Origin of the sequence: Pseudomonas sp. PSPC2-3, assembly GCF_049898265.1 — a bacterium.
In the GTDB taxonomy this organism is placed as follows: Bacteria; Pseudomonadota; Gammaproteobacteria; order Pseudomonadales; family Pseudomonadaceae; genus Aquipseudomonas; species Aquipseudomonas veronii.
Genome location: NZ_JAFCXJ010000001.1, coordinates 290,439 through 307,797 on the forward strand (window position 1 = coordinate 290,439; position 17,359 = coordinate 307,797).

A 17,359-nucleotide genomic window follows, 5' to 3' on the forward strand; every position below is an offset into this window, starting at 1 on the left:
TCGGGGTCGAACTCCGTCGTCAGTCGCGCGTTAAAAGGCGCGGGGCAAGCTCTTTGAGAGCGCGACGATAAACCTCGCGCTTGAATGTCACCACCTGGCCCAACGGATACCAATAACTGACCCAACGCCAGCCATCGAACTCCGGTTTACCGGTCAAATCCATCCGCACCCGCTGCTCGTTGGAGATCAGGCGCAGGAGAAACCATTTCTGCTTCTGGCCGATACACAGCGGTTGGCTGTGGGTACGCACCAGGCGTTGCGGCAAACGATAACGCAACCAGCCACGGGTACAGGCCAAAATTTGCACATCTTCGCGCTCAAGGCCGACTTCTTCGTTCAACTCGCGGTACAAGGCGTCTTCAGGGGTTTCGTCAGGGTTGATCCCACCTTGAGGAAACTGCCAGGCATCTTGGTTGATTCGGCGAGCCCATAGGACCTGTCCGGAATCATTCGTAAGAATAATCCCGACATTAGGACGGAAACCATCGGGGTCGATCACGGCAACAACCTCGCAAACGCATGTCGTCGCATTGTTCCACAAAGGTTGTTCCAGCGGCAACGAGGCTTCTTAGCTTATGTGCAGTCTTGTGAAAAGACCGTATTCTGGACGCCTTTTTACAGACTTTTCAGCGGGTAACTGTAATGCGCCTGGCTTTATTCGACTTGGACAACACGCTTCTGGGGGGTGACAGCGATCACGCCTGGGGCGATTACCTCTGTGAACGCGGATTTCTCGACCCGGTGACCTACAAGGCACGCAACGACGAATTCTATCAGGACTACCTGGCCGGCCAGCTGGATAACGCGGCCTACCTGAATTTTTGCCTGGAAATCCTCGGCCGCACCGAAATGGCCCAATTGGAGGCATGGCACAACGACTACATGCGCGACTGCATCGAGCCGATCATGCTGCCGCAGGCATTTGAACTGCTGGCCAAGCACCGCGCCGCTGGCGACAAGCTGGTGATCATCACCGCGACCAACCGCTTCGTCACCGCGCCAATTGCCGCACGCCTGGGCGTAGACGCCCTGATCGCCACCGAATGCGAGATGGAAGACGGCCGCTACACCGGGCGCAGCACCGATGTGCCGTGCTTTCGCGAAGGCAAGGTGACGCGCCTGAACCGTTGGCTGGAAGAAACCGGGCACAGCCTGGAAGACAGCTACTTCTACAGCGATTCGATGAATGACTTGCCGCTGCTGGAGCAGGTGACGTATCCGATCGCGGTAGACCCGGACCCGAATCTGCGGGCTGAGGCTGAAAAACGCGGCTGGCCGGTGATTACGCTGCGGAGCTGATGGCCCTATCGGGGGCAAGCCCCCTCCCACATTTAACTGCATTTCAACGGATGTACGCGGTTAAATGTGGGAGGGAGCTTGCTCCCGATGCAGACAACTCGGTCCCAAGCCTTAAACCGGCTTGGCCCCCATCAACCCCGCAATCGCCACAAACCCCACCAGGCTGACCACCGCCAATGCCAAGGTGAAATTCAGGCTACCGCCCTCGCCCTTGCGCAAGCGATTGAGCCGCGCCACCAGCCAGAACCAGCACAGCGCCGCGACGGTGTAGAGCAGGCTGGAACCCAGAATCCAGGTCTGCCCCAGCGGCCAGCCGACCAGATGCACCAGCCACCAGCCGGTAAACGGCATGCTGATCAGGCAGATCCCCATCAACAACCATACGAACGCCCACGGGCGCTGCACGGTGATCGCCGGGCCGGCACTGCGTTTGCGCCAGGCCAGCAGCGCCAGGCCGAGGCCGCTGAGCAGCAACAACACGGTCGCCGCCATGTGGATAACTTTGAGGGTGGTCAGGGTTTCCATGTGTCGTCTTCCTTAAAGGCCGCCCCAATCAGCGTAGTCGCTCAACCGAGGAACAGTTTGTAAGCCGGGTTATCGCTTTCATCCCAGTACGGGTAGCCGATGGCTTCAAGGGCTGCCGATACCAGATGGCGCTCGTCCGCCGGGACTTGCAGGCCGGCGACCACGCGGCCGTCGGCTGCGCCGTGGTTGCGATAGTGGAACATCGAGATGTTCCAGCGCCCGCCTAATTTGTTAAGAAAGTTGAACAAGGCGCCCGGCCGCTCCGGGAATTCGAAGCGAAACACCACTTCATCGCTGACCTTCGCCGCGTGCCCGCCAACCATGTGGCGGATGTGCAACTTGGCCAGTTCGTTCTCGGTCAGGTCGAGCACCGGGAAACCCTGGCTGGTCAGGCTGGCGATCAATGCGCTGCGCGGATCGTTTTCCGGATGGGTCTGCACGCCGACGAAAATGTGCGCCTCGCGGCCGGAGTGGTAGCGATAGTTGAATTCGGTGATCTGGCGCTTGCCCACGGCCTCGCAGAACGCCTTGAAGCTGCCCGGCTTCTCGGGGATGGTCACGGCGATGATGGCTTCGCGGCCTTCACCCAGCTCGGCGCGCTCGGCCACATGGCGCAGGCGGTCGAAGTTGACGTTGGCGCCGGAGTCGATGGCCACCAGGGTTTGCCCGGTGACGCCACGGCTCTCGACATATTTCTTGATGCCCGCCACACCCAGGGCGCCCGCTGGCTCGGTGATGGAGCGGGTGTCGTCATAGATGTCCTTGATCGCCGCACAGATTTCATCGGTGCTGACGGTGATCACTTCGTCCACATAGTCTTTGCAGATGTCGAAGGTGTACTGGCCGATCTGCGCCACCGCCACGCCATCGGCAAAAATCCCCACGGTCGGCAGCACCACGCGCTCGCCGGCGGCCATGGCGGCCTGCAGGCAGTTGGAGTCGTCCGGCTCGACGCCGATGATCTTGATCTCCGGACGCAGGTATTTCACATACGCTGCGATACCGGCGATCAGCCCGCCGCCGCCGACCGGCACGAAGATCGCGTCCAGCGGCCCAGGGTGCTGGCGCAGGATCTCCATCGCCACGGTCCCCTGCCCGGCAATGGTGTGCGGGTCGTCGTAGGGGTGAATGTAGACGTAGCCTTTTTCGTCGACCAGTTTCAGCGAGTAGGCCAGGGCTTCCGGGAACGAATCACCGTGCAGCACCACTTTGCCGCCACGGGAACGCACGCCTTCGACCTTGATTTCCGGGGTGGTCTTGGGCATCACAATAGTGGCCTTGACCCCCAGCACCTTGGCCGCCAGGGCCAGGCCCTGGGCATGGTTGCCCGCCGAAGCGGTGACCACGCCGCGCGCGCGCTCATCGGCCGTCAACTGGGTCAGCTTGTTGTACGCGCCGCGAATCTTGAACGAGAACACCGGCTGCAAGTCTTCCCGCTTGAGCAAGACCTTGTTGCCCAGCCGCTCGGAGAGCTGGCGGGCGGCCTGCAACGGGGTTTCTATGGCAACGTCGTAAACGCGCGAGGTGAGGATCTTTTTGACGTACTGTTCAAGCATCGGCAGGCATCACTGGGCGGAGTGGGCAGGGTCGACGAGTCTAACTCAGCGTTTGGCCGGGCGACCACACGAATCCAAAGGTTTTGATGGGTTATACTCGCGCCCTCTCTACTCCCCGCCCGTTCCGGAGCCCGCATGACCCAGGATCAACTCAAACAGGCAGTGGCCCAGGCCGCTGTCGATTTAATCCTTCCTAAACTCGATGACAAGAGCATCGTCGGCGTCGGCACCGGCTCCACTGCCAACTGCTTCATCGATGCGCTGGCCAAGCACAAGGGCGCGTTCGATGGCGCCGTGGCCAGTTCCGAAGCCACCGCCGCGCGCCTCAAGGGCCATGGCATTCCGGTGTACGAGCTCAATACCGTCAGCGACCTGGAGTTCTACGTCGACGGCGCCGATGAAAGCGACGCGCACCTGAACCTGATCAAGGGCGGTGGCGCGGCCCTGACCCGCGAGAAGATCGTCGCGGCCGTGGCCAAGACCTTTATCTGCATCGCCGACGCCAGCAAACTGGTGCCGGTACTCGGCACCTTCCCGCTGCCGGTGGAAGTGATCCCGATGGCCCGCAGCCACGTGGCCCGCGAGCTGGTGAAGCTGGGCGGCGACCCGGTGTACCGCGAAGGCGTGTTGACCGACAACGGCAACATCATCCTCGACGTGTACAACATGCAGATCACCAACCCGGTGGAGCTTGAGACGCAGATCAACGCCATCGTCGGCGTGGTCACCAACGGCCTGTTCGCCGCACGCCCGGCTGACGTGCTGCTGCTGGGCACCGCGGAAGGCGTGAAAACCCTCAAGGCCTGACGCACAACCGAATGTGGGGTCGGCGGTGTGTTCAGGCTTCTGGTTTCTTGAACACGTAGAACAGGTTCGGCTCGCTGACCAGGTACAACGTACCCGCGTCATCCATGGCGATCCCTTCGGCCTGCGGCACCCGCGCATTCAGGCCATGGCGCCCGTTAAGCAGCGACAAACTGCTTAACGGGCGACCGTCGATATCCAGCTCCAACACCAGGAACGATTCATCCGACAGCGCCAGTAAATGGCCGCTGCGTTCGTCGTATTGCAGGCTCGACAGGTCGCGCACGAACAGCCCGGCATCGCGCTTGGGGTTGTTGATGACGTGGACCGAGTAGGTTTTTTCCGGTTTGAAATGGGGAAACCCATGAACCTCATAGATCACCATCGGGTCGCGTTCCTTCGCCACGAACAGGCGCTTGCCCACCGAGTCGTAGGCAAGCCCTTCAAACCCCTTGTTGCCCCCCACATGCACACCCAGGGTCATCTGCTCCGCGTCGGCGGCGTCGAGGAACTGCGTATCGTCATCCACATGCACCTTGATCAGGCGCTGTTGGCGCTCATCGCTGATGACATAGATATTGTCGCTGATAAATTCCACGGCCTCGGCATCTCCGAAGCCAACCAGGGGAATCCTTCGCAGGATCTTGCCAGCGAGGGACAGTTCGACCAGCTCGGCGTTTTTGTTGGTGACGGTAAACAGGCTTTTACGCACCGGGTCGTAGGTCAGCGCGGAGACGTCGTCATCCAGGCCTTCGATCACCTGGCCCTCGACGCTGACCCGGTAATCCGCCAGGCCAATGGCGCGGTCGCCAACAGGCTGGCCCCACACCTGCCAATTGAACCAGGCCCGTTCGAACAGACGAAACTGTTGTGCGACAACGCCCGCGCCCATCAAGGCGATCAGCACCAGTATGAAAAAAGCCGGTTTGGGGCGGGCAAGTCGACGCATCGGGCGGGCTCAAAGTCAAAAATGGCGAATGAATATCACGCCCGCCTGAATTTAAACTTAAACGCGCCCGGTGTGTGGCGTATGCCGCGGATAGAGAAATATCCGACGTAATCGGTTGTTATTTCTGCTTTTCGAAACGATAGAACAGGTTCGGCTCACTGACCATGTAGAGGTTGCCGTTCTCGTCCAGGGTCACGCCTTCGGCACGCGGGATCGTGTTCTTGAGGCCGTTGAAGCCGCCGAGCAAGGTCATGAAGCTGACTGGCTCGCCCTTTTCATCCAGTTCCAGCAGCAGGTGGGACTCGGCCGACAGCGCCAGCAGGTGCCCGGTGCGCGGATCGATGGCCAACGCCGAGAGGTTGCGCATGTCGAGCTTTGTATTGGCGAGCTTTTGCTTGTCACCGACCAGGGTCTGGCTGCCGTCGCTTTTCCAGGTGAACAGCGCCGGCGGGCGTTCTTCGCCGAGCACGAACTGCTGGTTACGCTTGTCCCAGGTGACGCCTTCAAAGGCTTTGTTCTGGTCTTTGGACGGGCCCAGGTCGTAACTCGGGAAGTCGGCCTTGTTCAACGCCGTGGTGCTGGCGTCGACCTTGACGATGGTCAGGCTGTGCTGGCGTTCATCGACCACGGCCATCAGGCCGTTTTCCATCACCGTCACACCTTCCGGGTTGTTCCAACCGTTAAGGGGCATCTTGCGCAGCACATCGCCTTGCAGGGTCAACTCGACGAGGAATGGATTTTTGCCCATGACGGAAAACAGGGTTTTCGTCTGCGGATTGTAGGACAGGTCCGAGGCCTCGTCCTTCTCCATACCGGGCAGCAGCTTGGCGTCGATGACGGCGCGGTAATCCGGGAGCCACACGCTCGCTTGGCGTTTGGCCGGGCTTTCAAAACGTTCCACGACCCACAACACACCGCGATCGTCCCAATGCATGGCCCAGGCAACGCCATACACGATCGCCCCGACCAGAAGCAGCCAGGAATACCAGCGCAGAGCAAAACGAGAGCGTGGCTTGGGGGTGAAGGTAGGCAGGGACACGGCCATTGGGCGCTTTTTCCGGAAAGTCAGCGTTAGGTGATAGCACAGGAATAACCGGCCCGCGCGCTAGAGGCTGAAGATTATCCGGATGGGGTGTGAAAAATATGCAAACAACCGAAACGGGTGCGGGAGCTGTGGCGAGCGAGCTTGTTCGCTCGCCACAGGGTTGTGCCGAAGTTAGCGAACGCTGCTTTCGAAGCGGGTCACACCGGACAGTTCCAGCACCAGCTTGTCACCGACATTCAACGGCCCAACGCCAGCGGGGGTGCCGGTGAGGATCACGTCGCCGGCCTGCAGCGAGAAGCAGCCGGCCATGTACTGGATCATCGGGATGATCGGGTTGAGCATGGCCGCGCTGTTGCCATTCTGGCGCACTTCGCCGTTGATGCTCAGGCGAATGCCGATATCGGTCAGGTCCGGGAAGGTGCTGCCGACCACGAACGGCGCGATCACCGCCGCGCCGTCGAAGGACTTGGCGATTTCCCACGGCAAGCCCTTGGCTTTCAATTCGGCCTGCTTGTCGCGCAGGGTCAGGTCCAGGGCCGGGGCGAAACCGGAGATGGCATCGAGCACTTCTTCGCGGCTGGGCTTGGTCGACAGGGGTTTGCCGATCAGCACCGCAATTTCCGCTTCGTAATGCACCGAACCACGTTCGGTGGGAATGCTGAAACCGCCTTCCAGCGCCACAACGCAGCTGCCCGGTTTGATGAACAGCAACGGTTCGGTCGGTACCGGGTTATCCAGTTCCTTGGCATGTTCGGCGTAGTTACGCCCAATACACACCACTTTACCCACCGGGAAGTGGATGTTGGTGCCGTCGACATACTTGTGCTGGTAGCTCATGGAACGACTCCTTCAGGGGCGGTTAAACAGCGAAGATCTTGCCGGGGTTCATGATCCCGTTCGGGTCAAACACCGCTTTCACGGCCTTCATGTATTCGATTTCAACCGGCGAGCGACTGTAGGTCAGGTAGTCGCGCTTGGTCATGCCCACGCCGTGTTCGGCGGAGATCGAGCCGTTGTACTTCGCCACGGTTTCGAACACCCACTTGTTCACGGTGGCGCACTTGGCGAAGAACTCGTCCTTGCTCAGGTTTTCCGGCTTGAGGATGTTCAGGTGCAGGTTGCCGTCGCCGATATGGCCGAACCAGACGATTTCGAAGTCGGGGTAGTGTTCGCCGACGATCGCGTCAATTTCCTTCAAGAATGCCGGCACTTTCGATACCGTCACCGAAATGTCGTTCTTGTACGGCGTCCAGTGGGAAATGGTCTCGGAGATGTACTCGCGCAGTTTCCACAGGTTGTGCAGCTGGGTTTCGCTCTGGCTCATCACCCCGTCCAGCACCCAGCCCTGCTCGACGCAGTGCTCGAAGGTTTCCAGGGCGTGGTTGGCGACTTCTTCGGTGGTGGCTTCGAATTCCAGCAGTGCGTAGAACGGGCACTCGGTCTCGAACGGCGCCGGCACGTCACCACGGCCGAGGACTTTGGCCAGGGCCTTGTCAGAGAAAAACTCGAAAGCGGTCAGGTCCAGCTTGCTCTGGAATGCGTGCAACACCGGCATGATCGCGTCGAAGTCGGTGGTGCCGAGCACCATCGCGGTGAGGTTTTTCGGCGCACGATCCAGGCGCATGGTGGCTTCCACCACAAAACCCAGGGTGCCTTCGGCGCCGATGAACAGCTGGCGCATGTCGTAGCCGGTGGCGTTCTTGATCAGGTCGCGGTTCAGTTCCAGCACATCGCCTTTGCCGGTGACGACCTTCATGCCGGCGACCCAATTACGGGTCATGCCGTAGCGAATGACCTTGATCCCGCCGGCATTGGTGCCGATATTGCCGCCAATCTGGCTCGAACCGGACGAAGCGAAGTCCACCGGGTAGTACAGGCCATGCTCTTCGGCGACGTTCTGCAATTGCTTGGTGACCACGCCCGGCTGGCACTTGGCGGTGCGGTCGGTGAGGTTCACCTCGAGGATCTGGTTCATATAGTCGAACGAGACGACCACTTCACCATTGGCCGCAACGGCGGCAGCCGACAGGCCGGTACGCCCACCGGACGGCACCAGCGCGACCTTGTGCTCATTGGCCCAGCGCACGATGGCCTGCACCTGTTCAACCGTCTTGGGGAATACGATGGCAGTCGGGGCCGGGGCGAAGTGCTTGGTCCAATCCTTGCCGTAAGCCTCCAGGGAGTCGGCGTCGGTCAGCACTTTGCCGGGCTCAACCAGGGTCTTTAGCTCATCAATCAGGGCAGGATGGGTCATCGACAGAACTCTCGAACAATTCATGGTCATCCTGAGAACGCTTCACGTCGCAGGAATAGGTGTTTAGCGGGGCGCGTATGCTAGCATACCGCCCCCGTAGGACAGAGCCCAAGGGCGTTCTGCGGTGACGGCTTTCCTGCCGTCCGGGTCAGCTCTGTGCCCTGATTTACCAATACGTTTCTGTTTGACGAGTGGCTGTTGTCGTCAGGCAAGGCGCCGCGACGACTCATAGCTGGGGCTATGGGGAGGAGCGGCAACGCAGCATGACGGCAACAGACGCCGTCAAACGGGAACAGTATTGGTGAATCAGGACACATCCGGCGATCCGATTCCCTGCCATTTTTCTCCGGGATACAGGTTTACGCAGATGAGCAAGACTTCTCTCGATAAGAGCAAGATCAAGTTCCTTCTTCTGGAAGGCGTCCACCCATCGGCTGTCGAAGTTCTGAAAGCCGCCGGGTATACCAGCATTGAGTACATCACCAGTTCTCTGCCGGAAGCCCAGCTCAAGGAAAAGATCGCCGACGCGCACTTCATCGGCATTCGCTCCCGCACTCAACTGACCGAAGAGGTCTTCGATCACGCCAAGAAACTCGTGGCGGTCGGCTGTTTCTGCATCGGCACCAACCAGGTCGACCTTAACGCAGCGCGCGAGCGCGGCATCGCGGTGTTCAACGCACCGTACTCCAACACCCGTTCCGTCGCGGAGCTGGTGCTGGCCGAGGCCATCCTGCTGCTGCGCGGCATTCCGGAGAAGAATGCCTCCTGCCACCGTGGCGGCTGGATCAAGAGCGCAGCCAACTCCTTCGAAATCCGCGGCAAGAAGCTGGGGATCATCGGTTACGGTTCGATCGGCACTCAACTGTCGGTCCTGGCCGAAAGCCTGGGCATGCAGGTGTTCTTCTATGACACCCTGACCAAGCTGCCACTGGGTAACGCCACGCAAGTGTCGAGCCTGACCGAGCTGCTGGGCATGTCCGACATCGTCACCCTGCACGTGCCGGAAACCGCTGAGACCCAGTGGATGATCGGCGAGAAGGAAATCCGCGCGATCAAGAAAGGCGGCATCCTGATCAACGCCGCCCGCGGCACCGTGGTCGAGTTGGACGCCCTGGCCGACGCGATCAAGGACAAGCACCTGATCGGCGCCGCCATCGACGTGTTCCCGGTGGAGCCACGCTCCAACGACGACATCTTCGAAAGCCCGCTGCGTGGCCTGGACAACGTGATCCTGACCCCGCACATCGGCGGCTCCACCGCTGAAGCCCAGGCCAACATTGGCCTGGAAGTCTCGGAAAAGCTGGTCAAGTACAGCGACAACGGTACGTCGGTGTCCTCGGTCAACTTCCCGGAAGTGGCCCTGCCGGCTCACCCTGGCAAGCACCGTCTGCTGCACATCCACCAGAACATCCCGGGTGTGATGATGGAGATCAACAAGGTCTTCGCGGAAAACGGCATCAACATTTCCGGTCAGTTCCTGCAGACCAACGAGAAGGTCGGCTACGTGGTGATCGACGTCGACGCCGAGTACTCGGACCTGGCGCAACAGAAGCTGCAACACATCAACGGCACGATTCGTTGCCGCGTGTTGTTCTAACGCTTCAAACGCCCTACGAAAAATGGGAGGCCCGCAGGGGTCTCCCATTTTTTTGTCTGAACAAATCTTACTTGACGTTAACCGTGATCACTTTCGACGCTACAGTCGGGTTGAACTGCATGTGCAGTTTATCGCCGGCGACCAGTTGCAAGGTGTGCTTGCCAGGGGTCAGGGTCAGCTCGGTTTCGGTCTGGGCCTTGCCGAAGTGGATTACGCTATCGGTGGCCGGGATCGGCACGCTGGCGTCGGGCAGCGCCTTCTGGTCGACCAGCAGGTGATGGTGGCCGGTGCCTGGGGTCTGGTCGGTGGCCGGGGCCAGTTTCAGACCTTCCATGCCGAATTTGACGGTGAAGGTTTTATCGACGGTGGCGCCGTCTTTCGGCGAAACGATAAACACTTTGGCATTTTCAGGTGGCGCGCTGCGAGGGATGCCGTCTGCGGCGGTCACCAACATCGAAGCACCCAATAGTACGCCGGCAATCGTTACACGAGACAAAAGGGCTTTCATTCGCTTCTCCACTTTTCTATGAAATTTGTAGGGTTATGACAACTTAGCGACTAATTGCTGTCCAAGGCACTCAACACCATAACAAAGCGATGCTGAACCGCGCCTCGCACATTCGAATTATTTAGGAGTGACCATGCGCTTTTCGCCTGGCCTGTTACTGCTGCTTCCTCTGATGAGCCCCTTGGCTCACGCCGAATTGATCGATGATGTGTTTGACCGCGGTGAACTGCGCATCGCCCTCGAGGCCAATACCCCGCCCTTCAACTTCAAGGACGGCGAGAAACTCACCGGTTTTGAAGTGGAACTCGGTGAACAACTGGCCAAAGAGATGGATGTGCGCCCCTCGTTCATCACCACCGACGACAGCGACATGCTGCCCGGCGTGGCAAGCGGCAAGTACGACGTGGCCATCAACCATATCGCTATGACTGCCGAGTTGCAGGATCAGTTCGATTTCAGTGAGCCTTATCGCGACAAGCCGGCGCTGGCCATTCCGTTCCAGAAGGGCAACCCGGCGTTCAAGGCGAGCCTGGACAATGCGCTGCAACGGGTGAAAGCCGATGGCCGGTTGAAGGCGCTGGGGCAGAAGTGGCTCGAAAGCGACACGGCGGAAGCCAAAGCACAGTAAATCAAAATGTGGGAGGGCTTGGGAGACGGGCCAGGGCTTGCGCCGCCTCAAGCAACTCCAACTCACTGAACACCAGCACCCCATGGCGCTTGAGCAGCGCCGCCGTGACGCCTTCGCCGCTCACCTTCACACCGCTGAAAGTGCCGTCATAGGTCAGCACATTGCCACAGGACGGGCTATTGGCCTTGAGCACGGCGATACGGATATTGTGGCGCTGCACCAGCGCCAACGCCTGGCGGGCGCCGTCGAGGAAGGCGGCGCTGAAGTCCTCGCCCGCGGCGGTCAGCACCTGGGCGCGGCCCTCCCACACGTCGATACCCTGCCCGCCCGGAATCTCGGCGGAAGGCCTGGGCGTGGGCAAACCGCCCGCCACTTCCGGGCAGATCGCAACCACGCGGCCTTCGGCCTGCCATGCCGCCAGTTGATCGAACGGCCCGCTGGCGCCGCCGTCATAGCGCACTTTGTGCCCGAGCAGGCAGCGGCTGACGAGAATTTTTTCCATGCTTAAAACGGCTCGTTACCGCGCCGGCGAAACCAGCCGGTCAGCGACAGGCGCTCGCGGGTAGCAGGCAGCACTTCGTGGGGCACTTCGCCGGACAGGAACACCACCAGGCAACCCCCGCTGGGCACCACGTCGAGTTCGACGCCGTCCTTGAGGTACATGCGCAACTGGCCGCCGTGTTCCGGCAGCCACTCGTCGTTCAAGTAGATCACCGCCGAGACCGTGCGCCGGTCGTCGTCGCGAAACCGGTCCAGGTGCCTGAGGTAAAACGCCCCCGGCGGGTACATCGCGAAATGGCTTTCGAAATCTTCCAGGCCGAGGAACAAGCTGCGGTTTATCGCCAGGCGCAGGCTGTCCATCACCGTCATATAGCGGTCGCAGACGACGGCGTCGCCCTCCTCCAGCCACTGGATATGGTCGCCACGAATACCCTCGCGAATCTCCTGGGCCGGCCCGCGCCCGACCGCCGCCGGGGCCAGCTCACCTTCAGCCGCACGTTTACGGCACTCAGCCGCCAGTTCCAGGGTCAGAGCCTGGGGCAGGAAGCCGTTTTGCTGCGACCAGCCCTTTTCGGCCAGGTCGTCGACAATGCGTTGCAGCAATGGGTGATCGTGGGATATTTGCATGGCGCGCATAGTATCCATACGCCTGTGAATCCGACAGAGCCGCTGAGCGTCTGAACGCACTTTAGTCAGGTGACTGATAGGACTTCTCGACAAATCCTACGCCCGACACGGACAATAGTGGCCGACTGACAGGAGTCCATATGCGTCGTTTGTTTTTTTCCTTGCTGATGTTCTGCGTTTTGCCCGCTTGGGCAGACGGCCATGACCAGTTGTACAAGGTCGCCGGCTGGGCCGAACAACGCGCGCATTTCAATGACGCCCTCAGTGCCGCCCAGCAACGCTACCGCAACAGCCTGCCGCCAGCGGTGTACCAGGCGCTGGTCGACAACAGCAACAAGCGCTTCGCCGCCCAGGCCGTGGACCGGCGCGCCGAAGCCCAACTGCGCAAGCACCTGGCGGACCCGGCACCGGCCCTGGCGTTTTTCCAGTCGCCGCTGGGGCGCAAGATTGTCGCTGCCGAACTGCTGGCCACCCGCCGCGACCAGCTGGCAAAAAATGCCCAAGGCCTGCCGCACATCGAAGCCGACGCCACCCGCAGCCTAATCATCGGCCACCTGGCCCAGGCCCTGCCCGCCCGCGAAGCCGGCGCCGAAGTCAGCCTGGCGATCGCCGGCGTGGCGGCCGACAGCTTGAGCCAGATGATCCCCGGCCTGTTGGGCGGCGGCCAGGCCCAGGGCATGCTGGATGGACAACGCGAACGGCTGATGCAACAGATCGGCAATGACCTGAACAACACGTTGCTGTACGTCTATCGGGATTTGTCCGACCCGGAACTGGAAGAATTCGCTACGTTTGCCGAGTCGCCGCAGGGGAAGGCGTATTACCAGGCGGCGTTGGCAGCGGTCCGCGCAGGCTTGGCGGTCGGTCAAAGCACCTCAAGCCTGGCGCAGTAGGAAATGTGGGAGGGGGCTTGCCCCCGATAGCGGTGGGTCAGTATCAGATGTGCTGACTGACACCCTGCTATCGGGGGCAAGCCCCCTCCCACATTTGGTCCGTGTTATTTCAGGTGGTCGGTGAGGTACTTGAAGTATTCCTGGCGAATCTCCGGGATCTCATTGGCCAAGTGATGCCGGCCGCGCTTGAGCATCAACACCTCAGGCTGATCGAACTTGCCCCGCAGCACCTGCAGGTTGTGCTGCCAATCCACCGTCATATCCTCTTCGCCCTGCACAATCAGCGGCCGCCGCGGGCTGCGCGGTGCGGCTTCGATTTGCCTGATCCAGCGCGCCAGTGCCCCGACCCAGGCGGTCGGCAATTGGCGCGGCTGCAAGGGGTCGGCTTCGAGGAACGGCTTGAAGGCCGGGTCATTGGTGTTTTCGCTGAACCGTCGGGCGATGCCTTTGACGAACGGCCGCAGCAGGTAATAGCTGACCTGCGACCAGCCCCACCCACGCGGACGCACCAAGGGTGAAAGCAGAAAAGTCTTACCCTGGGCCGGGCTGTCGGCGCCATGGTTGAGCAAGTGATCCACCACCACCGCGCCGCCGGTGCTTTGCCCGAACAGATGCCAGGGCCGTGGCAGGTGCAGCGCTTCGGCCTGGGCGAACAGCGCCTGCACCACGTCCTGGTACACCGCAAAATCATCGATACTGGCCCGCGCGCCGCTGGACAAGCCATGGCCCGGCAGGTCGCAGGCGATCACCACGAAACCCTGGTCCAGCGCCCAGTCGACGACGTGGCGGTACAGCCCCATATGGTCGTAGAACCCGTGGAACATGAACATCGTCGCCACCGGCACCGGCGGCCACCACACCTGGGCGACCACCGCGAACCCATCGACCTCGAACCGGCCAAGGCGGCTCACCGCCGGCACCTGGCGCGCCCGCAGGTCCAGCCCATAGAAGCGCTGATAGACCCGCGCCTCGGCGCTGAGTGGCTGCGCATCCACCAGGGGCCGCAAGCTGTCGCGCAGGTGATCGGGGTCAAAGGTGACGGGCATAAGAGGTTCCAGACTTGGGGCTTCACGCGCTGCGCAGAGGAATATCGAGCTGCGATATTCATCTGTCGGGGCAAGCATGGCAAGCTACGCGTCCTTCGAGGATTGATCTGAATGCGACAGCCCTACCGCACCACCCTGTTCGCCAGCCTGCTGCTGCTCCTCTGCGCCGGCGTGTTATGGGCGGCGTATGACTGGTTCCAAGGCCGCTACCTGCGTGCCTTCAGCGAACACACGGCGGTGTTTTCCGGCGACGCGCTGCGCCTGCCCGACGACCTCGCCGGCCCCGGCCCGATCCGCCTTGTGCATTTCTGGGACCCGGCCTGCCCGTGCAACGTCGGCAACCAGCAGCACCTCGGCGAATTGATCGAGCACTACGCGCCCCAGGGCGTCGAGTTCTACGCCCTGCAGAAACCCGGCAGCCACGGCCAGTTGCCCGACAACCTGCGCCAGATGAAAATCCTCAGCAGCCTGCCCGGCGCCGATCAGATACCCGCGACCCCGGCCGTGGCGATCTGGGACCGCAGCGGCAAGCTCGCGTATTTCGGGCCCTACAGCGAAGGGCTGACGTGCAACGCCAGCAACAGCTTTATCGAGCCGATCCTCAAGGCCCTTGCAGCAGGCCGCGCAGTGAATGCCACTCACACCCTGGCGGTGGGCTGCTATTGTTCGTGGCCAACCGGTTCGTAGCCCGTCGCCCCACTCTTGGTAAGGAATGTTCATGAAGCGCCTCTTGCAGGTTCTCGCGGTGCTGCTGGCGCTGGTCGCCGTCGGTGCCGGCTGGTACGTCTACAGCAAGCAACCCACCCGCCAGGGCGCCGTGACGCTGGCGAACCTGCAAGGCTCGGTCACGGTGCGCTACGACGAGCGTGGCGTACCGCATATCCGCGCCGAGAACGAGACCGACCTGTACCGCGCCCTGGGCTATGTGCATGCCCAGGACCGGCTGTTCCAGATGGAAATCATGCGACGCCTGGCGCGCGGCGAATTGGCCGAAGTGCTCGGCCCCAAGCTGCTGGACACCGACAAACTGTTCCGCAGCCTGCGCATTCGCGAGCGCTCCGCCACTTATGTGGCGCAGTTGGACCACGAGTCGGCGCACTGGAAGGCCCTGCAAGCCTATCTGGACGGGATCAACCAGTATCAGGACAACCACGCCAGCCCGATGGAGTTCGATGTGCTGGGCATCCCCAAGCGGCCGTTTACCGCCGAGGACACCATCAGCGTCGCCGGGTATATGGCCTACAGCTTTGCTGCGGCGTTTCGTACCGAACCATTGCTGACCTATGTACGCGACCAGTTGGGCAGCGATTACCTGAACGTGTTCGACCTCGCCTGGCAACCCAAGGGCGCGCTCAACCTGGCCGCCAGCGACTGGCAAAACCTCGGCGCCATCGCGGCCCTGAGTGAACAGGCCCTGGCCGACAACGGCTTGCCGCAGTTCGAAGGCAGCAACGCCTGGGCGATCAGCGGCAGCCGCACCCAGAGTGGCAAGCCGTTGCTGGCGGGTGACCCGCATATCCGCTTCTCGGTGCCGTCGGTGTGGTACGAGGCGCAGCTGTCGGCGCCGGGCTTTGAGTTGTATGGCTATCACAACGCGCTGGTGCCGGTGGCGTTCCTGGGGCACAACCTGGATTTCGGCTGGAGCCTGACCATGTTCCAGAACGACGACCTCGACCTGATCGCCGAGCAGGTCAATCCGGACAACGCCAACCAGGTCTGGTACCACGGCCAATGGGTCGACATGACCCGCAGCGAGCAACAGATCGCGGTCAAGGGCCAGGCACCGGTCACCTTGACCCTGCGTCAATCGCCCCACGGCCCGATCATCAATGACGTGCTCGGCGAGAACGCCGGCAAGACGCCGATCGCGATGTGGTGGGCGTTCCTCGACACCCAGAACCCGATCCTCGAAGGGTTCTACCAGCTCAACCGCGCCGACACCCTGGCCAAGGCCCGTGCCGCGGCAGCCAAGGTGTCGGCGCCGGGGCTGAACATTGTGTGGGCGAATGCCCAGGGCGATATCGGCTGGTGGGCGGCGGCGCAGTTGCCGATCCGCCCGGCCGGCGTCAACCCCGGGTTTATCCTCGACGGCAGCACGGCCCAGGCCGACAAGCTGGGCTTCTACCCGTTCAGCGCCAACCCCCAGGAAGAAAACCCGGCGCGTGGCTATGTGGTGTCGGCCAATGCGCAGCCGGTGTCGCCCAGCGGCATGGAGATCCCCGGCTATTACAACCTGGCCGACCGTGGCCAGCAGTTGAACGCGCAGTTGAGCGACAAGCGCGTGAAGTGGGACGTGAACAACAGCCAGGCCCTGCAACTGGGCACCACCACCGCCTTCGGCCCGCGCCTGCTGGCACCGCTGTTGCCGGTGCTGCGCGAGGTGGTCAAGGACCCGGCGCAGTTGCAACTGGTGGAGCAACTGGCGGCCTGGAAAGGCGATTATCCGCTGGACTCCACCAGCGCCACGCTGTTCAACCAGTTCCTGTTCAACCTGGCTGACGCGGCCTTCCACCCGAAACTCGGCGACGCCATGTTCAAGACCCTGCTCAGCACGCGGGTGATCGATGCGGCGTTGCCCCGCCTGGCCGCGAGCCCGGATTCGCCCTGGTGGAACGGCAAGCGTGCCGACACCGTCAAGCTCGCCTGGGACAACAGCCTCGCGCACCTCAAGGCGACCTTCGGCGATGACCCGGGCCAATGGCAGTGGGGCAAGGCCCATACGCTGACCCACGGCCACCCGCTGGGCTCGCAGAAACCGCTGGACCGGCTCGTCAACGTCGGCCCCTTCCCCGCGCCGGGCAGCCACGAAGTGCCGAACAACCAGTCAGCCAATATCGGCCCGGCACCATGGCCGGTGACCTACGGCCCGTCGACCCGGCGCCTGATCGACTTCGCCGACGTGCCCCACGCGCTGACCATCAACCCGGTGGGGCAAAGCGGTGTGCCGTTCGACAAGCACTATGGGGACCAGGCGGAAACGTATATCGAGGGCGGCTATGAGCAGGCGCATTTCAGCGACGAGGAAATCACGGCCAATACGCGCGGTACGCTGAAGCTGCTGCCAGCCCGCTGACCGCCTGGAACGCGGTCAAAATGTGGGAAGGGGCTTGTATCTGCGGTGTTGCCC

General features: G+C 61.8%; 18 protein-coding genes. 7 read left to right on the forward strand and 11 right to left on the reverse strand.

Going from position 1 to position 17,359, the window contains the following annotated elements; all coding sequences use genetic code 11:
* Positions 1 to 19: 19 nt before the first annotated feature.
* Positions 20 to 499, reverse strand: a complete 480-nt coding sequence (locus ACP7E3_RS01340) for an RNA pyrophosphohydrolase (protein ID WP_026139795.1) — start codon at positions 497 to 499, stop codon at positions 20 to 22.
* A gap of 143 nt (positions 500 to 642) precedes the next feature.
* Between ACP7E3_RS01340 and ACP7E3_RS01345 the strand changes: the two genes are divergently transcribed.
* Positions 643 to 1,299, forward strand: a complete 657-nt coding sequence (locus tag ACP7E3_RS01345) for an HAD family hydrolase (RefSeq protein ID WP_046381729.1) — start codon at positions 643 to 645, stop codon at positions 1,297 to 1,299.
* A 111-nt stretch (positions 1,300 to 1,410) separates the two neighbouring features.
* On the opposite strand, the gene ACP7E3_RS01350 is transcribed toward ACP7E3_RS01345, so the two are convergent.
* A complete protein-coding gene (locus ACP7E3_RS01350; protein ID WP_017845059.1) occupies positions 1,411 to 1,824 on the reverse strand; it encodes a DUF2269 family protein in 414 nt (137 codons plus the stop codon).
* A gap of 41 nt (positions 1,825 to 1,865) precedes the next feature.
* Entirely contained in the window at positions 1,866 to 3,380 is a 1,515-nt protein-coding gene (gene ilvA / locus ACP7E3_RS01355) for a threonine ammonia-lyase, biosynthetic (RefSeq protein ID WP_017845060.1), read from the reverse strand.
* A 135-nt stretch (positions 3,381 to 3,515) separates the two neighbouring features.
* Here ilvA and rpiA point away from each other — a divergent pair, with 135 nt between their 5' ends.
* On the forward strand, positions 3,516 to 4,187 hold the full coding sequence (gene rpiA, locus ACP7E3_RS01360) for a ribose-5-phosphate isomerase RpiA (RefSeq protein ID WP_426122124.1): 672 nt from the start codon (positions 3,516 to 3,518) through the stop codon (positions 4,185 to 4,187).
* 31 nt (positions 4,188 to 4,218) lie between these two features.
* Here the strand turns inward: rpiA and ACP7E3_RS01365 are convergent, their stop codons facing one another.
* From ACP7E3_RS01365 to ACP7E3_RS01380, 4 genes are all read right to left on the reverse strand, one after another.
* On the reverse strand, positions 4,219 to 5,133 hold the full coding sequence (locus ACP7E3_RS01365) for an SdiA-regulated domain-containing protein (protein WP_126585158.1): 915 nt from the start codon (positions 5,131 to 5,133) through the stop codon (positions 4,219 to 4,221).
* A gap of 118 nt (positions 5,134 to 5,251) precedes the next feature.
* Positions 5,252 to 6,178: an SdiA-regulated domain-containing protein gene (locus ACP7E3_RS01370; RefSeq protein ID WP_108524856.1), complete on the reverse strand. Its 927-nt coding sequence runs from the start codon at positions 6,176 to 6,178 to the stop codon at positions 5,252 to 5,254.
* Positions 6,179 to 6,349: 171 nt separating this feature from the next.
* Positions 6,350 to 7,015: a fumarylacetoacetate hydrolase family protein gene (locus ACP7E3_RS01375; protein WP_017845064.1), complete on the reverse strand. Its 666-nt coding sequence runs from the start codon at positions 7,013 to 7,015 to the stop codon at positions 6,350 to 6,352.
* Between the two features lie 22 nt (positions 7,016 to 7,037).
* A complete protein-coding gene (locus tag ACP7E3_RS01380) occupies positions 7,038 to 8,432 on the reverse strand; it encodes an FAD-binding oxidoreductase (RefSeq protein WP_046381725.1) in 1,395 nt (464 codons plus the stop codon).
* 367 nt (positions 8,433 to 8,799) lie between these two features.
* On the opposite strand from ACP7E3_RS01380, the gene serA reads away from it, so the two are divergent.
* Complete coding sequence (serA, locus tag ACP7E3_RS01385; protein WP_017845066.1) at positions 8,800 to 10,029, forward strand: phosphoglycerate dehydrogenase; 1,230 nt, start codon at positions 8,800 to 8,802, stop codon at positions 10,027 to 10,029.
* Positions 10,030 to 10,096: 67 nt separating this feature from the next.
* On the opposite strand, the gene ACP7E3_RS01390 is transcribed toward serA, so the two are convergent.
* Positions 10,097 to 10,537 carry a DUF4399 domain-containing protein gene (locus ACP7E3_RS01390; protein ID WP_046381724.1) on the reverse strand — a complete coding sequence of 147 codons (441 nt, stop codon included), beginning with the start codon at positions 10,535 to 10,537 and terminating at the stop codon, positions 10,097 to 10,099.
* Positions 10,538 to 10,670: 133 nt separating this feature from the next.
* Between ACP7E3_RS01390 and ACP7E3_RS01395 the strand changes: the two genes are divergently transcribed.
* Positions 10,671 to 11,165 carry a transporter substrate-binding domain-containing protein gene (locus ACP7E3_RS01395; protein ID WP_079444886.1) on the forward strand — a complete coding sequence of 165 codons (495 nt, stop codon included), beginning with the start codon at positions 10,671 to 10,673 and terminating at the stop codon, positions 11,163 to 11,165.
* Between the two features lies 1 nt (position 11,166).
* Here the strand turns inward: ACP7E3_RS01395 and ACP7E3_RS01400 are convergent, their stop codons facing one another.
* The gene (locus ACP7E3_RS01400; RefSeq protein WP_079444887.1) at positions 11,167 to 11,667 is read right to left on the reverse strand and encodes a DUF523 domain-containing protein; all 501 of its coding nucleotides are present in this window, start codon (positions 11,665 to 11,667) and stop codon (positions 11,167 to 11,169) included.
* A gap of 2 nt (positions 11,668 to 11,669) precedes the next feature.
* Positions 11,670 to 12,302, reverse strand: a complete 633-nt coding sequence (locus ACP7E3_RS01405; protein ID WP_057003976.1) for a 2OG-Fe(II) oxygenase — start codon at positions 12,300 to 12,302, stop codon at positions 11,670 to 11,672.
* A gap of 131 nt (positions 12,303 to 12,433) precedes the next feature.
* Here ACP7E3_RS01405 and ACP7E3_RS01410 point away from each other — a divergent pair, with 131 nt between their 5' ends.
* Positions 12,434 to 13,186, forward strand: coding sequence for a DUF2059 domain-containing protein (locus ACP7E3_RS01410; RefSeq protein ID WP_017845071.1), 753 nt, complete (start codon positions 12,434 to 12,436; stop codon positions 13,184 to 13,186).
* A gap of 104 nt (positions 13,187 to 13,290) precedes the next feature.
* Here ACP7E3_RS01410 and ACP7E3_RS01415 read toward each other — a convergent pair whose 3' ends face one another.
* Complete coding sequence (locus ACP7E3_RS01415) at positions 13,291 to 14,232, reverse strand: alpha/beta hydrolase (protein ID WP_046381721.1); 942 nt, start codon at positions 14,230 to 14,232, stop codon at positions 13,291 to 13,293.
* A gap of 111 nt (positions 14,233 to 14,343) precedes the next feature.
* Here ACP7E3_RS01415 and ACP7E3_RS01420 point away from each other — a divergent pair, with 111 nt between their 5' ends.
* Together ACP7E3_RS01420 and ACP7E3_RS01425 are read left to right on the forward strand one after the other, a co-directional pair.
* Positions 14,344 to 14,919, forward strand: a complete 576-nt coding sequence (locus tag ACP7E3_RS01420; RefSeq protein WP_126585160.1) for a DUF6436 domain-containing protein — start codon at positions 14,344 to 14,346, stop codon at positions 14,917 to 14,919.
* Positions 14,920 to 14,950: 31 nt separating this feature from the next.
* Entirely contained in the window at positions 14,951 to 17,305 is a 2,355-nt protein-coding gene (locus tag ACP7E3_RS01425) for a penicillin acylase family protein (RefSeq protein WP_108524850.1), read from the forward strand.
* The last annotated feature ends 54 nt before the right edge of the window (positions 17,306 to 17,359 follow it).